The sequence below is a fragment of the Blautia sp. HA3515 genome (genome assembly GCF_059933065.1).
The window spans coordinates 1-14,611 of record NZ_JAYFUY010000071.1 but is presented as its reverse complement, the minus strand read 5'-3'; the positions used below and the strand labels follow the sequence as shown (position 1 = coordinate 14,611).

Here is a 14,611-nt window from a genome sequence, read left to right as displayed (position 1 = left end):
CTGTTTATCTCGTAACTATTCAGTACCCTTGTAGAATACTTCCTGCTGAAAATCGTTTCTTTATTTCTTTAATTTCGTCCACATTTCATCATAGATTGCCAGGGTGTCTGTATCCAGATAGCTTACAAATTCACCGCTTGAGATCACCTCTGCAGGTACATTTTTCGCTTCATTCTTCACATAATCTTCTCCCATCAGATCCAATGCAGCCTTATTTGGACACAGATACGGGAAATCTTCAATATTCATCTTGGCTGCGTCTGCAGACAGCATATAGTTAATAAATTCCATTGCCGCATCATAGTTCTTCGCTCCTTTTGGAATCGCCCAGTTGTCCAGGAATACATATGCCCCTTCTGTAGGATATACGATTTTGATATCCGGGTTTTCGTCCATGGCAAGTGCAGCCTCTGCAGACCATACCATTCCTACTGTACAATCCCCTGAGATCAGCGCTGATTTTGGTGAGTCTGAATCGTAAAGCTTAATATTATCCTTAAGTGTCAGTAATTTTTCTTCCACCTGTGCCAGCGTATCCGGATCCGTTTCGTTCATGGACAAGCCCATGGGAGCGCTCCGTCATTCCGATCACTGCTCTGTAATCATCCAGAGCGACCATCTGCCCTTTCAAAGAAGGATCAAACAGATCTGCATAAGCAGGAAGTGATCTCTTTCTCAACTTTTGCTGTATTCACTGCAATACAGGCTACTCCGGCCTTCATAGGGAACGCTGTACTTATTACCCGGATCATAGCTTTCATCCAGATAAGCAGAATCAATATTAGACAGATTCGTAGGCTTATCCTTGTCAAGGGCTATCCAGCTTATCCTGTGCGATCAGATATTCAATGGCATAATCGGAAGGTAAGATCACATCATAAGTACCTTCTGATTCGGATTTCAGTTTCGCAAGCACATCCTCATTGGAGGAATAGGTTGATACATTTGCTTTGATTCCAGTTTCTTTTTCAAAAGCACTGATTGCCGAGTCCGCAACATATTCTGTCCATATGAATACATTCACTTCGCCCTTGCTGCTGGCCGTTTCCTTGCTTCCGCATCCTGGTAATATGGAACATACCATCACACCTGTCATGAATAAGCCTAACATTCTTTTCTTCATAATCATTTCCTCCCTTTCTTTTTAAACAAATCACCCTGTGTCAAAATGACAAACAGGATCGTTCCCACCAGAATCAATGTTGACAATGCATTCACATCCGGCGCCACACCGCTTTTTACACTCTCCATTACCTTAAGCGGATAGGTCTTCGTCTGGCCATATACAAAGTAACTGATAATAACATCATCTATGGATAAGGTAAAAGCCAGCAGCGCGCCTCCCAGGATCCCCTGAGCAAGCACCGGAAGCGTAATCTCAAAAAATGTTACCAGGCGGTTGGCTCCCAGATCCATGCTGGCCTCCTCAATGGATCTGTCATACCCTGCCAGCCTTGCCCTCACATTGAATATGACAAACGGAACGCAAAACGTTACATGTGCCAGTATCAGGGTCAGCATTCCTCTTGCAATATTTACCTTGGCAAATATGGTCAATAAAGAAATACCAAGCACGATCTCCGGAATCACCACAGGTATGTACAGAAGACCATCGATCAATGCCTTTCCTCTAAATTTGTACCGGTACATTCCAATGGCAGCAAGAGTCCCGATAATGGTCGCAAGTAAAGTACTTACAATTGCAATGATCATGGTATTTCCAAATGCTTCCAGCAAAGATGTGTTATCCCACAGCTTCACATACCAATCCAGGGTAAAGCCTTTCCAGCTCATATACGGCTTTGTAGTGGTTGCATTAAAGGAATTCACAACAATAACCGATATTGGCAGAAATAAGAACAAATATACCAGGGCACAGAAAACAATGCCCAATCTTTGATTCCTTTTTTCTCTCTTCTTTTTCTTCATAGAATCCTCCCCTTATACACCAAGAGCATCCATATCTCCGCCAAGCTTCTGATAGATCTTCACCAAAACCAATGTGACTATAATTAAAATAATTGACAACGCTGCTCCCAGCGGCCAGTTATTTCCGCTTTGGAACTGTCTTTCGATCAGGTTGCCGATCACATCAGAATTACCGCCTCCCAGAATATCCGATACAAAGAAATATCCAAGACAGGGAATAAATACCATCAGGCTTCCAGAGAAAATACCGCCAGAGGTAAGCGGCAGTATTACTTCAAAAAATGTGCCCACCGGCCGCGCCCCCAGATCCGAAGAAGCTTCCAGCAAGGAACCATCCAGTTTCTCGATGGCGGTATACAGGGGTAAGATCATAAATGGCATCAGACAATATACCATTCCCAGGATCGTTGTTCCCTGCTTGTACAAAAGGTCAATGGGTTCACTTACCAAATGAAGTTTCATCAACAGGCTGTTGATCCATCCGCTGGTTCCCAGCAGATTTCTCCATCCGTAGATCCGGATCAGTGAATTGGTCCAGAATGGAATAATCACAAGCATATATAATATTTTTTTCTTTCTGCTCTTTGTACGCGCTATGATGTAGGAAAAAGGATATCCGATCAGAATACAAATGACCGTTGTTATAAATGCAATTCCCAAAGACTGTGCATAAATTCTTAAGTAATCTGCATTGGCAAGCCTTATATAATTCTGAACTGTAAACTGAAAGGTCACATTATAAAACTGGTCAATGGAACAGAAGCTCATCACCGCCACATAGATCAGGGGAACTGCTATAAGCAAAACCACAAGCACTGTAACCGGTCCGACGGTGACAAGAGCCGGCAGAGTATTGGAACGGAATTGGTGTTTTGTTTTCTTTTGCTTCATGGGACACCTCCTAAGCCAGCTTGATACTATTTAATTTTTCAAATATGTAATGGCTTTCATTATGGATCAATACTGCATCCCTTGCATCCCAATATGGGAAGCATCTGCTGCCTATCTCCGGCAGTTCCTGTCCTGCCAGACGTTCGATCTTTAATTCATTCCCATTGGGAAGTGATACGATGCACTTCAACACTGAACCTACATAGATATAATCCTTTACCTGTGCAGTCAGTTCAAATCCTTCTACCGGTGTCATGGAAAATTTCATTTTCTCAGGTCTCACCGAAATCGTTGCATATTCCAATAGTGAAAAGTCCTCCGGACAGTTCACGGAAACTGCTCCATTCTCCAGTGTCAGGGTGGCAACGCCATTTTCAATCCGGGTGATACACCCATCATAGATATTTGTCTCCCCGATGAAAGTAGCCACAAACTTGGTTGCCGGATGCTCATAAATCTCTGCTGGTGTTGCCAGCTGATCAATAATGCCGTCATGCATCACGGCAATTCTGTCGCTCATAGTCAGGGCTTCTTCCTGGTCATGGGTAACATAGATAAATGTAATATTCAGCTTCTTCTGTAATCTTTTCAGCTCAAGCTGCATCTGCTTTCTCAGCTTCAGATCCAATGCCCCCAGTGGCTCATCTAAGAGAAGCACTCTGGGCCTGTTAATCAGGGCTCTTGCAATGGCAACTCTCTGCTTCTGTCCGCCGGACATCTGTGACGGATATCTTTTTTCAAATCCGGTAAGCTGAACCATCTCCATCATTTCAGTAACCCGTTTCTTAATCTCTGCCTTAGGCACCTTCTTCATTTTTAATCCGTATGCAATGTTGTCATAGATTGTTTTGTGTGGAAAAAGTGCATAGGACTGAAATACTGTGTTTACATTTCTTTCAAATGGCTCTTTATCCTCCACCTGCTCGCCTTCCACCAGAATATTTCCTGTTGTAGGCTCTTCAAAACCGGCAATCATTCTCAGGGTGGTTGTTTTGCCACAGCCGGATGAACCAAGCAGTGTGAGGAACTCTCCCTCTTCTATGGAAAGGTTCAGATCCTTCACAACATGGTTGGTGCCATATATTTTATTCACACCCTTTATCTCAACGATCTTTCCCATGAAATCACCTCTCCATCTCTTAAAGTGCTTTCGTTCCTCTCTCACCGGTACGGATCCGGATTGCATCCTGGATATCCCTGATAAAGATTTTTCCGTCTCCCACATGCCCTGTTACACAGGTCTCACGAATCTTTTCAATGATCTTCTCAACCTCATCATCCTCAATCACAACCTCTACTCTTACTTTAGGGAGTAAATTGATCGTCGTCTTAAAGCCTCGAATCTCATTTACTGTCTCCTCCGCATCAGAGGAAATGCCCTTCTGCGTACCGCACCCCATTACCGTGGATAAGGTCATCCCACCGCAGTTAATATCATCCAGAATCTTCTTTACATCCTCAAGCTTCTCCGGCCTGATCAATATGATTAATTCTTTCATGCTTCATTCCTCCTTCATTTTTGGGGTACAGGAAACTTCTGATTTGCCTCATGCCCATGTTTACTGAGTGACTCAACGCAACAAAGGGGCTTGTCCGAATCGGATAAGCCCCTTTGCTTTTACGTTGCTCAACTTGAATTTGTTTCTATGAATATATCGCATTAAGTTGTTCAGTTCAATGATTCCGTTTGACCATCTTTCTACCCCAAAAGTGGTAGTCACTCAAATTCTTTTACCATTTTAAACAGCTGAACTCTGTTTTTTATTCCCATTTTGCGGTATATATTCAGAATATGTTTCTTCAGGGTATTGGATGAAATGACTAGCTCCTCACATATCTGAGTATGATCCCTTCCAGACATCAGCTGCTTCAATATCATATGCTCCCGTTTTGTCAGATCATACTTTACAACCGCCTCTGTCACTGTTATTTTGTCCATGCCGGCTTCTTCCGATTTGTAAAACTGCTCCAACCGGTAAGCCAGATGATCCTTCAGCATGTCCAGCACAAAGATATCGTCATACAGGAAATTTTCCTTTCCGATGGTTCGGTAAAACGTAATTGCACCTAAGAATTTCTTATTTCTCGCTATGACCATCTGAAGCGCATAATGCCAGTTATTCGGCTTATAAACCTTTTGATAATAATCGGTCTGCACCCTGGCTTCATCAGATATGATATCCGTTTCTCTGTAGATCAGCATCTTGCCGCTGGCCACAATTCCCCTGCTGTAATCAAGATCCTCATACATTTCTGACAGATCCATGTCGCAATTGTAAGTAACCGGATCGCATAATAACTTTCCTTCTTCCCTGGATGCCATATAAAAATCAGCGCTGTCAAAATCCAGAACCATCTTAAGCTGGTCCAAAATCTCATATCGCATATCATCAAAGTTCTCTGTGGTATAGATTTTGTAAATAATGTTGTTCAGCATAATCCAGTCATTTGTTTCCATCTTTTTCATACGTCTCCCCCACAGTTTCTCTCGTGATCATTCATGGATGTGATTTAATCAATTCCGTACTCTTCACAAAGCTTTTGACGGAACTCAGGATCATCAAGCGCCCGTTTCAAATCATCAAGCCGATTATCTCCTAACAGGGATCTTGTAAGCTTCTGCTCGCGCTGTATCCCGGCAGACATTCCTTCTGCTCTTCCTGCGATTCTTCCTTCTTCTCTTCCCGCGATTCTTCCTTCTTCTCTTCCCGCAATTCTTCCTTCTGCTCTTCCCGCGATTCTTCCTTCTTCTCTTCCTGCTGCTCTTCCCTTTTCCTCTATGCCAAGAATTCCTTTACAAACATTCACCTTTTCTCCCCTGGCTTCCTTTTCTATCTTCATTCCCGTCATCTCCTCCATCACTCGAACAGCTTTTCTGTCCACAGTTGCAAATGCGGCGTTCGCTTTCACAAGCCTTTCCAGTTTTTCTGCATCTTCAGAATACTTAATAAACTGCATCACTTCCCGAAAATTAGAGGTAAAGTGCTCCAGTTCCTCTAAATTGTTAGGATCAATGACCTTTTCTCCTTGGTAAATCATATGGTTGAACACATCTGCAAAAACCTTTGTGTCTTCCATGTACTCTTTTGTGATGACTGAACCATGTTCCCTAATCAATTCCATACTCTTCACAAAGCTTTTGACGGAACGCAGGATCATCAAGCGCCCGCTTCAAATCGTCAATACGATTATCTCTTAACAGGGATCTTGTAAGCTTCTGCTCGTGCTGTATCCCGGCAGACCTTCCTTCTGCTCTTCCTTTTTCCTCTATGCCAAGAATTCCTTTACAAACATTCACCTTTTCTCCCCTGGCTTCCTTTTCTATCTTCATTCCCGTCATCTCCTCCATCACTCGAACAGCTTTTCTGTCCACAGTTGCAAATGCGGCGTTCGCTTTTACAAGCCTTTCCAGTTTTTCTGCATCTTCAGAATACTTAATGAACTGCATCACTTCCCGAAAATTAGAGGTAAAGTGCTCCAACTCCTCTTCACTCATTTCCCCTGGTGCGATTAGATTGATCCGATAATCCGGAACCAATGAAAGAATCTTTTCATCCTGCACTGCCAGCATCTCATGGAGGGATCTTGGTGCCTCCCAGTTATCTGCTCCAAAATACACCACAACGGTTATGATTGGAAGCAGTCTGTCTTCCTTGTAAAAGCCTGAAAAGGAACTCTGCCGGATCCGGTTTCTTCTCCTTCGGATTCTTCTTCCGCAATGCCTCTCTATGGGAAGACTCCGCTTTCTGCACCTGTGCCGCATATTCCAGAGAATCATAAACCATGTTTTTCACTGGCATTGCGTAATGAACATTTGACTGGTTTTCCACTCCCAGGAGCAGATACACCGCATTTTCATCCTCCATTGCACACAGGATCTTGAACACATCCCGATATTTCTGATAAGGTACTTCCGCCCCGTCAGCTCCATAAGGGATCACCACACTGGCCGTATCCAGTTCCTTTCAAATTCTTAGGGTCAATGACCTTTTCTCCTTGGTAAATCATATGGTTGAACACATCCGCAAAGACCTCTGTGTCTTCCATGTACTCTTTTGTGATGATATCCTTTCTTCCCATGGATTCACCACCTTCTATGATTTGTTTTTCAGAAGAGCTTATGTAGTTTTAATCTCTTACGATACTAAGAATAAATACTGATTGTTTTCCAAATAAAAAATGCATTAAAAAGCTATAAACTGTATTGCATGTAGTTTTAATAAGGCTTTTAGTGCTTCAACTCTGGCTTTTGGTCATGACTGGAACCATGTCCCCTAATCAATTCCGTACTCTTCACAAAGCTTTTGACGGAACGCAGGATCATCAAGTGCCCGTTTCAAATCATCAAGCCGATTATCTCCTAGCAAGGATCTTGTAAGCTTCTGCTCGCGCTGTATCCCGGCAGACATTCCTTCTGCTCTTCCTTCTTCTCTTCCCGCGATTCTTCCTTCTTCTCTTCCTTCTGCTCTTCCCTTTTCCTCTATACCAAGTATCCCTTTACAAACATTCACCTTTTCTCCCCTGGCTTCCTTTTCTATCTTCATTCCCGTCATCTCCTCCATCACTCGAACAGCTTTTCTGTCCACAGTTGCAAATGCGGCATTCGCTTTCACAAGCCTTTCCAGTTTTTCTGCATCTTCAGAATACTTAATAAACTGCATCACTTCCCGAAAATTAGAGGTAAAGTGCTCCAACTCCTCTTCGCTCATTTCCCCTGGTGCGATTAGATTGATCCGATAATCCGGAACCAATGAAAGAATCTTTTCATCCTGCACTGCCAGCATCTCATGGAGAGACCTTGGTGCCTCCCAATTATCAGCTCCAAAATACACCACAACGGTTATGATTGGAAGCAGTCTGTCTTCCATGTACTCTTTTGTGATGACTGAACCATGTTCCCTAATCAATTCCGTACTCTTCACAAAGCTTTTGACGGAACGCAGGATCATCAAGTGCCCGTTTCAAATCGTCAATACGATTATCTCTTAACAAGGATCTTGTAAGCTTCTGCTCGCGCTGTATCCCGGCGGACATTCCTTCTGCTCTTCCTGCGATTCTTCCTTCTTCTCTTCCCGCGATTCTTCCTTCTTCTCTTCCCGCGATTCTTCCTTCTTCTCTTCCTGCTGCTCTTCCCTTTTCCTCTATGCCAAGTATCCCTTTACAAACATTCACCTTTTCTCCCCTGGCTTCCTTTTCTATCTTCATTCCCGTCATCTCCTCCATCACTCGAACAGCTTTTCTGTCCACAGTTGCAAATGCAGCGTTCGCTTTCACAAGCCTTTCCAGTTTTTCTGCATCTTCAGAATACTTAATGAACTGCATCACTTCCCGAAAATTAGAGGTAAAGTGCGCCAGCTCCTCTTCACTCATTTCCCCTGGTGCGATTAGATTGATCCGATAATCCGGAACCAATGACAAAATCTTTTCATCCTGCACTGCCAGCATCTCATGGAGAGACCTTGGTGCCTCCCAGTTATCTGCTCCAAAATACACCACAACGGTTATGATCGGAAGCAGTCTGTCTTCCTTGTAAAAGCCTGAAAGGAACTCTGCCGGATCCGGTTTCTTCTCCTGTGGATTCTTCTTCCGCAATGCCTCTCTGTGTGAAGACTCCGCTTTCTGTACCTGTGCCGCATATTCCAGAGAATCATAAACCATATTTTTCACTGGCATTGCGTAATGAACATTCGACTGGTTTTCCACTCCCAGGAGCAGATACACCGCATTTTCATCCTCCATTGCACACAGGATCTTGAACACATCCCGGTATTTCTGATAAGGCACCTCCGCCCCGTCAGCTCCATAAGGGATCACCACACTGGCCGTATCCAGTTCCTTTAAATTCTTAGGGTCAATGACCTTTTCTCCTTGGTAAATCATATGGTTGAACACATCTGCAAAGACCTCTGTGTCTTCCATGTACTCTTTTGTGATGATATCCTTTCTTCCCATGGATTCACCACCTTCTATGATTTGTTTTTCAGAAGAGCTTATGTAAATCAAAATCTCTTATGATATATATAGGATAACATACTGTTTCCTGTTCCGAAAGAAAAATATACGGAAAATGTATAAAATTCATTTCATAAGTTTTTAATAGTATTTTTAGGAAATCCCCCATTGACAGATCATAAATCCAGGAATGCGTACCTTTTATCTATTTCCATTTAATTGAATACATTCCTGAAACAGATGGTTTCTTCCTCACAACCTTCAGATAATAGGTTCCTGGCTCCAGGCTGCGTTCATATTTATCCCCCATCCAATCTGTATATGTAGTATCATAACTCCACATATAGGAATCTTTTGTACGAATTCCCGGTCCTATCAGGTATATCCACATTGCTCCTGTACCATATGAAGTAAAACTCAACTTGATCTTCTTTCTCTTTGTCAGCTTCAGCTTATACCAATGCGTTTTTTTCTCATTCTGATAGAAAAAGCCAGAAACGGTTTTCCCAGCTTTTACAGGCTTCGTTCTATTTTTTGAAGTTGCAGGCTTCCGGGAACAATATTTGTAATCCAGATGAAGTTTGTATCCATCAAATCCAATATATCTGAGATAATAAGTTCCAGGCTTTACCAGAAAATAAGAATAATCCCAATAACCATGCTTATCCTCTTTTTCACTTTCACTGTAATCTTTGATATTCATGATCACTTTCTTGTCACTATTACAAAGCACAAAATCCCCATGCATTTTATCAGCCCAATATGATCCTGCGAAATAGTAAGAGTCCCCATAAATCTCAATCAGTGCTGTTTTGGACACTGTAAATTTATGATACACCACATAATCCTCTATATTAGAATAATCAGCCATATCTTCCCCATTGAAGAAATACTTTCCTTCTGCAATTTTCTGCATATCAACAGTTTTGTTAAATGCATATGCATGGGCTGTAAATGGCATAAAAACAAGCATTGCCAACAGTATCAGCTGTTCATCCTCAGACAACTATTCTCTATCTATCACATTCCTTATCTTCGTTTTGCTGATCCTGAAATTTTACCGTTCGCTCACTGATAATGTATCTTGGTCTGTGCTTACTTTCAAGATAAGTCTTTCCAACATACTCTCCGATAATTCCTAAGGACAGTAGCTGAATACCTCCCATAAAACACACTATACAGATCGTACTACTCCATCCTTGAACCGTATTGCCTGTAATGTTACTGATCACTGCCCATATCACTCCGATAAAACTAAGCAATGCAATTGCACACCCTGCTGCAGTAATCATTCGGATTGGTTTGACAGATAAACTGGTAATTCCATTCAAAGCCAGTGCAAGCATTTTCTTTAAAGGATAATGGCTTTTTCCCGCCATTCTTTCATTTCGTTCGTAATAAACGCTGGTGCTTTTATATCCTACCAGAGGAATCATTCCTCTGAGAAAAATATTCACTTCCTGAAATTGCTCCAGCCCACATAGTACACGCTTGGACAGAAGCCTGTAATCCGCATGATTAAATACCACTTCTGCACCCATGGCGTTCATAAACCTGTAAAATGATTCGGCCGTAAATCTTTTGAAAAAAGTATCCGACGTCCGATCACTACGCACCCCATAAACTACATCGCAGCCACTCTCATACTCACGAACCATCGCATCCATGGCGTTTATATCATCCTGACCATCACAGTCAATAGAGATCGTAATATCACACTTTTCTTTCGCTTCCATTAGACCCGGCAAGCACAGCATTCTGATGCCCTCTGTTTCTGCTTTGACGTATCCCTACAAAATGTTCGTCCTCCTGTGACAGCCTTGTTATAATCTCCCAAGTATGATCCTTGCTCCCATCATCGACAAATAATACGCGGCTTTGGTCTGATATATGTCCTTCCTGCTCCAACTGCTGAAGCTTCTTTAAAAATCCTGGTGCTGTAAGTGGCAGGACCTCCTGCTCATTGTAACAAGGAATCACAATATAAAGAATTGGTATCATTTTCTTCCCCTCTCCCTGATTACATTCTTGATGTTCTCAAATCCAATAGATGCCAATATACAATATATTGGTACATATATATAAATATATCTGGCTCTTGCCTCAAATAAAAGTTCAAAAAGTGTAAGTCCAATAACCGCAAGCATAAGAATTGTCTCTTCTTTCATATATCTACTATTTTTTCTTACACCGAATGCTGCGCTCAGCAAAATAAGTACCCAGATAACCTTCTGAATCATCTGAAAAGTTCCATGGTTTACAGCTTCATTCCCATAATAATATGAACGTAAAAGCCTACACACACCAGAATTAACTTCATCATACGTTACTGCATAAAAATTTCCTTCTTTGCCCCAGGCAAAGGTTCCATCATTAAACAATACCAGCATCTTTTTTGAAAAATGCTTTGCCAGCCCCAGCGGTCCCATATCCTGAATCCGCTTTATTGCCCGCTCTATATCCTTTTTATTTCGTTCAGATTTTGATGAAATATTATAAGAAAACTCTATATCTTCCGGTGCATAAACTCCATTTGACTTTTCATTCATTCCCATCATTAAAAAATGCGGAAGTCCGAAGGCTGCCTCATCATCCAGTTCATTGCCTGCGGCTTTATAAGCATATTTAATACTTTTCTGTATTCCTGAAGAAAAAACAATCACAATAACCAACAATCCTATGACCGTTAATGCTGTTCTTTTTCTGTCCCTTTTCTCAATCCCCCATATGATTTCTACAAGAACTATTGCAATAAACATAATCACACACTGTGGTTTGATCTGAAATCCAATTCCCGCCAATATGGCGGTTCCTGCCATTGCTACATTCTTCTCCCATTTCTTTTCATATGGTTTCACAAACAGATAAAAACACAAAATCGGAAACAGCAAACCTAAAGAATCTGAATAACACACTACAGTCCATGGCGACAGACCAACAATCAGGACGGTGGCAACAAACCCATAAAATGCATGTTTTTTTGATACAAACAAACGTCCACACTTATATACCAAATAGCATGACATCGTGTTGATTAAACAATTCAAGATCACAATAGGCATTAACAATGCATCTCCGTTGAAGATACCTATCCATTTGTTAATTTCCAGCAGCAAAGCCTGCACATATACAATAAACAGATTATTAGGATATACTGAAAAATTATACCAAGAAGACATTTGAGATGGTTCTCCAAGTACCAATTCCCTTGCTGCATTTACCACACCAGCTGCATCCCACCCTGCAAAAAAAAGAATATTCCAGGCAATATAAATCTGTACAAAAAGCAAACATATTGCTGTCACTTTTGCTATTTGATCATAATTCAATGATTTGCTGTATTCTTTTATAATATTCCGCTTTTTCAATCCTATATACAGAATACCAACAACTACAGCACCAATCACAATCAACAGATTCGAAATCACATAATCTGCTTTACCATAATAATTACTTTTTTCAAAAAATAATAAAAGAGCCAGCAACCAGATCATCATCATTGCATACATAATGAATATTAATCTTGATGTCAATATTTCTATCCTGTTTTTTCTCATATCGTATATCCTTACCTGTTTTTGTATACCTCATAAAAATAGTATACATCTTTTTATTTTACATTTTTCTTTTTTCTGCCACGCCTGATCAGCATTACAAATAATGCAATCACGTATAAAACAGATATTGCTCCCCCGATAAACCATTCTTTCGGACGGAATTTCATGACGATCGTATGAGTTCCCTTTGATACATGAAGTCCCATAAAGCAGTTATTAATTGTGGCAATTTCAGTTTTCTCGCCATCTACATAGGCTGTCCATCCTTTGTGTTTCGCCTGAAGAACTGTAACGTAACCTTCTGTTGGTGCATCAACAGTCATCTGGATACTGTTAAATCCAAACCAAGAAACATCCACAATATTATCTGTGGTCATTCTTTCTGTCTGAACCAGTTCGGCATTAGCAGGAACCTGTCCCTCCATAGTAACACTGGCCTGCTGATACACTTTATCCAAAGATGGGAAATAAATATCTGTATAGAAACGTCCATCCTGCTCAGTCAATGTATAATCCCCACTGACTGCCTGATGATTGCCCTCACTATCCAGGAAATCAACTGCCATCGAAATGGTATCCGTTTCCTTTGTATCCCAGTAAAGTCTGACTTTTCCTGTCTGATTCTCTCCAGCTTGCATGTTTCCATCTACTGCAAACCCATTGTCGGTCTGTGTCAGATTTAACACATCCTGGGCTGTAATCTCAGGATTTAATGTCTGATATTCCTGGATTTGTTCCTCCAGCCCCTGATCCGTATATATCTGCTCCGGTGTATTTCCACCTCTTAAAACCCATTCATCATAACTTATATCATCTGGCGTGATCACATGATTTGAGAAATATACTTCCGGGTTCTGCTCTATGATATTTCTAAAATATGTCTGTGTAAAATCGTTGGTTGCACTCAACAAAACTGAACTATATCCGCCTTCATCAAAGGTCTGATTAAACACAAGATCTTTATTATTCATTCCACTGGTACTTCTGGTAATGCCCGGCAAAATTTACAGCCTCTCTGTCGATTCTCGTATGACTTAAATTCCGAATCAATATCTCTTTTTGTGCCCTGATGCCACATATACTGTCCCTGTGGATATTTTGCAATAGTGATCGGCATTTCTCCCAAAGCCCATGTAAAAACCTCTATCAAAACAATCCCTGCAACCAGGCCTTTTCGCCATAAACCTGCAACCTGCCCGTTCGCACCACATAAAACACTCCCAGATATGCAATCAATATTACACTAAGCTGCATTGCTGACTCTGCAAATGTTTTGATACTTGCAGCATCCTCCGCACCATTTAAGTTATGCAGATATTCCATTACAGATCCTGTGCTTCCAGCGATAAGCACTGCCACAGATAATCCAAGCGTAAAAAACAACACTCTTTTTGAAATCTTTCCTGTTTCAAAAATATCCTGCAATACAGGTGCAAAACAAAGCAACACAAACACCGCTACAAAAACTCTGTTCAATGTAGGGAAACGAAAACTGGAATACATCGGCACAAACCGATACAACAGATCATGTATAAATGAATTTCTTCCCCAACATAATAAAAACGCAATTACAGAAAGGCTAAAATACATTTTCTTGTTCTTTTGTTTTCTGGCAAAGACCATGGGAAGCAACAATACTGTAATAATCCCCATATAATAATTCGTCATGCTGGCTTCGCCGGAATCAATAAATTTAACCACTTTTGGAAATACAAATGACAGAAATGCCATTGAAGAATAACCGTCTGGTCTGACCCCTGCTCCATTTCCTCTTGTAATTAATGACATATTGCATAAAAAAGGAAACAAAATAACAGCTCCTGCCAAAACAGTAAATATACACACCAACAAAAGCTTTCTAAATGCAGCAAACAGATTTTTTACGGCTGTCCGCTCTTTTACAATATGAAAAATACAGATGTATATGGAATCAAGAACAAAAACAGATCCATAAACATCTCCGGATATCCACCCATAAGAAGTTGGGCAGCACAAAAACCAGCTGCCAACGCAAATATAACCTGCTTTTTTTCAGAGATTGCAGACCGTACAAACAGAAATACATATGGGATCCATGTAGCAGAAATAATAATCATAATATGCTGGGCATTTCCTATAAACACACCGCTGCAGCAATACAACAGCCCCACCAGAAATCCTGCCCACTGCTTTCCTGACGATTTCTGACCATTTTCACTTAATTCCTGTCCTGCGAGAAGATACATTCCAAAACCGCCAATAGCGATATGGATTGCATAGGAAAATGCTACTGTAGCCGGAGT

General features: G+C 41.2%; 19 protein-coding genes and 1 pseudogene. All 20 read right to left on the bottom strand.

Annotation, left to right across the window (positions count from 1 at the left end; genetic code table 11):
- Positions 1-60: 60 nt before the first annotated feature.
- Positions 61-567 carry an ABC transporter substrate-binding protein gene (locus R1Y93_RS05740; RefSeq protein WP_500822022.1) on the bottom strand — a complete coding sequence of 169 codons (507 nt, stop codon included), beginning with the start codon at positions 565-567 and terminating at the stop codon, positions 61-63.
- 241 nt (positions 568-808) lie between these two features.
- Complete coding sequence (locus R1Y93_RS05735) at positions 809-1,123, bottom strand: hypothetical protein (protein ID WP_500822021.1); 315 nt, start codon at positions 1,121-1,123, stop codon at positions 809-811.
- Positions 1,124-1,125: 2 nt separating this feature from the next.
- Positions 1,126-1,929 (bottom strand): ABC transporter permease, encoded by an 804-nt coding sequence (locus R1Y93_RS05730; RefSeq protein WP_500822020.1) that lies wholly within the window; start codon positions 1,927-1,929, stop codon positions 1,126-1,128.
- A gap of 12 nt (positions 1,930-1,941) precedes the next feature.
- Complete coding sequence (locus R1Y93_RS05725) at positions 1,942-2,820, bottom strand: ABC transporter permease (RefSeq protein WP_294527043.1); 879 nt, start codon at positions 2,818-2,820, stop codon at positions 1,942-1,944.
- Between the two features lie 10 nt (positions 2,821-2,830).
- The gene (locus R1Y93_RS05720; protein ID WP_294527046.1) at positions 2,831-3,940 is read right to left on the bottom strand and encodes an ABC transporter ATP-binding protein; all 1,110 of its coding nucleotides are present in this window, start codon (positions 3,938-3,940) and stop codon (positions 2,831-2,833) included.
- A 19-nt stretch (positions 3,941-3,959) separates the two neighbouring features.
- On the bottom strand, positions 3,960-4,319 hold the full coding sequence (locus tag R1Y93_RS05715) for a P-II family nitrogen regulator (protein ID WP_294527049.1): 360 nt from the start codon (positions 4,317-4,319) through the stop codon (positions 3,960-3,962).
- Positions 4,320-4,537: 218 nt separating this feature from the next.
- A complete protein-coding gene (locus R1Y93_RS05710; protein ID WP_500822019.1) occupies positions 4,538-5,287 on the bottom strand; it encodes a response regulator transcription factor in 750 nt (249 codons plus the stop codon).
- Between the two features lie 44 nt (positions 5,288-5,331).
- Positions 5,332-5,979 (bottom strand): hypothetical protein, encoded by a 648-nt coding sequence (locus R1Y93_RS05705; protein ID WP_500822018.1) that lies wholly within the window; start codon positions 5,977-5,979, stop codon positions 5,332-5,334.
- Positions 5,930-6,439 (bottom strand): hypothetical protein, encoded by a 510-nt coding sequence (locus tag R1Y93_RS05700; protein WP_500822023.1) that lies wholly within the window; start codon positions 6,437-6,439, stop codon positions 5,930-5,932. The genes R1Y93_RS05705 and R1Y93_RS05700 overlap by 50 nt, the downstream gene beginning before the upstream one ends.
- On the bottom strand, positions 6,420-6,761 hold the full coding sequence (locus tag R1Y93_RS05695) for a hypothetical protein (RefSeq protein WP_500822017.1): 342 nt from the start codon (positions 6,759-6,761) through the stop codon (positions 6,420-6,422). Before R1Y93_RS05695 ends, R1Y93_RS05700 begins: the two co-directional genes overlap by 20 nt.
- Positions 6,742-6,900, bottom strand: a complete 159-nt coding sequence (locus tag R1Y93_RS05690) for a hypothetical protein (RefSeq protein ID WP_500822016.1) — start codon at positions 6,898-6,900, stop codon at positions 6,742-6,744. The genes R1Y93_RS05695 and R1Y93_RS05690 overlap by 20 nt, the downstream gene beginning before the upstream one ends.
- A 194-nt stretch (positions 6,901-7,094) precedes the next feature.
- The gene (locus tag R1Y93_RS05685; RefSeq protein ID WP_500822015.1) at positions 7,095-7,688 is read right to left on the bottom strand and encodes an Rpn family recombination-promoting nuclease/putative transposase; all 594 of its coding nucleotides are present in this window, start codon (positions 7,686-7,688) and stop codon (positions 7,095-7,097) included.
- A gap of 31 nt (positions 7,689-7,719) precedes the next feature.
- Entirely contained in the window at positions 7,720-8,772 is a 1,053-nt protein-coding gene (locus R1Y93_RS05680) for an Rpn family recombination-promoting nuclease/putative transposase (protein WP_500822014.1), read from the bottom strand.
- A 205-nt stretch (positions 8,773-8,977) separates the two neighbouring features.
- A complete protein-coding gene (locus R1Y93_RS05675; RefSeq protein ID WP_500822013.1) occupies positions 8,978-9,778 on the bottom strand; it encodes a hypothetical protein in 801 nt (266 codons plus the stop codon).
- 7 nt (positions 9,779-9,785) lie between these two features.
- Positions 9,786-10,773 (bottom strand): annotated as a pseudogene (locus R1Y93_RS05670) (glycosyltransferase family 2 protein).
- Positions 10,770-12,329, bottom strand: a complete 1,560-nt coding sequence (locus R1Y93_RS05665; RefSeq protein ID WP_500822012.1) for a glycosyltransferase-like membrane protein — start codon at positions 12,327-12,329, stop codon at positions 10,770-10,772. The pseudogene R1Y93_RS05670 and the gene R1Y93_RS05665 overlap by 4 nt, the downstream one beginning before the upstream one ends.
- A 53-nt stretch (positions 12,330-12,382) precedes the next feature.
- The gene (locus R1Y93_RS05660) at positions 12,383-13,300 is read right to left on the bottom strand and encodes a YfhO family protein (RefSeq protein WP_500822011.1); all 918 of its coding nucleotides are present in this window, start codon (positions 13,298-13,300) and stop codon (positions 12,383-12,385) included.
- Positions 13,297-13,479 carry a hypothetical protein gene (locus tag R1Y93_RS05655; RefSeq protein ID WP_500822010.1) on the bottom strand — a complete coding sequence of 61 codons (183 nt, stop codon included), beginning with the start codon at positions 13,477-13,479 and terminating at the stop codon, positions 13,297-13,299. The genes R1Y93_RS05660 and R1Y93_RS05655 overlap by 4 nt, the downstream gene beginning before the upstream one ends.
- The gene (locus R1Y93_RS05650; RefSeq protein WP_500822009.1) at positions 13,476-14,138 is read right to left on the bottom strand and encodes a hypothetical protein; all 663 of its coding nucleotides are present in this window, start codon (positions 14,136-14,138) and stop codon (positions 13,476-13,478) included. The genes R1Y93_RS05655 and R1Y93_RS05650 overlap by 4 nt, the downstream gene beginning before the upstream one ends.
- An 89-nt stretch (positions 14,139-14,227) precedes the next feature.
- Positions 14,228-14,611: hypothetical protein (locus R1Y93_RS05645; protein WP_500822008.1), on the bottom strand; the 384-nt coding region annotated here is incomplete at its 5' end.

Excerpts from the sequence above, each read along its gene's own strand:
- R1Y93_RS05735 (WP_500822021.1), bottom strand. The coding sequence starts at position 1,123 with ATGAAGAAAAGAATGTTAGGCTTATTCATGACAGGTGTGATGGTATGT.
- R1Y93_RS05720 (WP_294527046.1), bottom strand. The coding sequence starts at position 3,940 with ATGGGAAAGATCGTTGAGATAAAGGGTGTGAATAAAATATATGGCACC.
- R1Y93_RS05725 (WP_294527043.1), bottom strand. The coding sequence starts at position 2,820 with ATGAAGCAAAAGAAAACAAAACACCAATTCCGTTCCAATACTCTGCCG.
- R1Y93_RS05680 (WP_500822014.1), bottom strand. The coding sequence starts at position 8,772 with ATGGGAAGAAAGGATATCATCACAAAAGAGTACATGGAAGACACAGAG.
- R1Y93_RS05740 (WP_500822022.1), bottom strand. The coding sequence starts at position 567 with ATGGGCTTGTCCATGAACGAAACGGATCCGGATACGCTGGCACAGGTG.
- R1Y93_RS05705 (WP_500822018.1), bottom strand. The coding sequence starts at position 5,979 with ATGATCCTGCGTTCCGTCAAAAGCTTTGTGAAGAGTATGGAATTGATT.
- R1Y93_RS05665 (WP_500822012.1), bottom strand. The coding sequence starts at position 12,329 with ATGAGAAAAAACAGGATAGAAATATTGACATCAAGATTAATATTCATT.
- R1Y93_RS05715 (WP_294527049.1), bottom strand. The coding sequence starts at position 4,319 with ATGAAAGAATTAATCATATTGATCAGGCCGGAGAAGCTTGAGGATGTA.
- R1Y93_RS05690 (WP_500822016.1), bottom strand. The coding sequence starts at position 6,900 with ATGGGAAGAAAGGATATCATCACAAAAGAGTACATGGAAGACACAGAG.
- R1Y93_RS05660 (WP_500822011.1), bottom strand. The coding sequence starts at position 13,300 with ATGAATAATAAAGATCTTGTGTTTAATCAGACCTTTGATGAAGGCGGA.
- R1Y93_RS05710 (WP_500822019.1), bottom strand. The coding sequence starts at position 5,287 with ATGAAAAAGATGGAAACAAATGACTGGATTATGCTGAACAACATTATT.
- R1Y93_RS05685 (WP_500822015.1), bottom strand. The coding sequence starts at position 7,688 with ATGGAAGACAGACTGCTTCCAATCATAACCGTTGTGGTGTATTTTGGA.
- R1Y93_RS05730 (WP_500822020.1), bottom strand. The coding sequence starts at position 1,929 with ATGAAGAAAAAGAAGAGAGAAAAAAGGAATCAAAGATTGGGCATTGTT.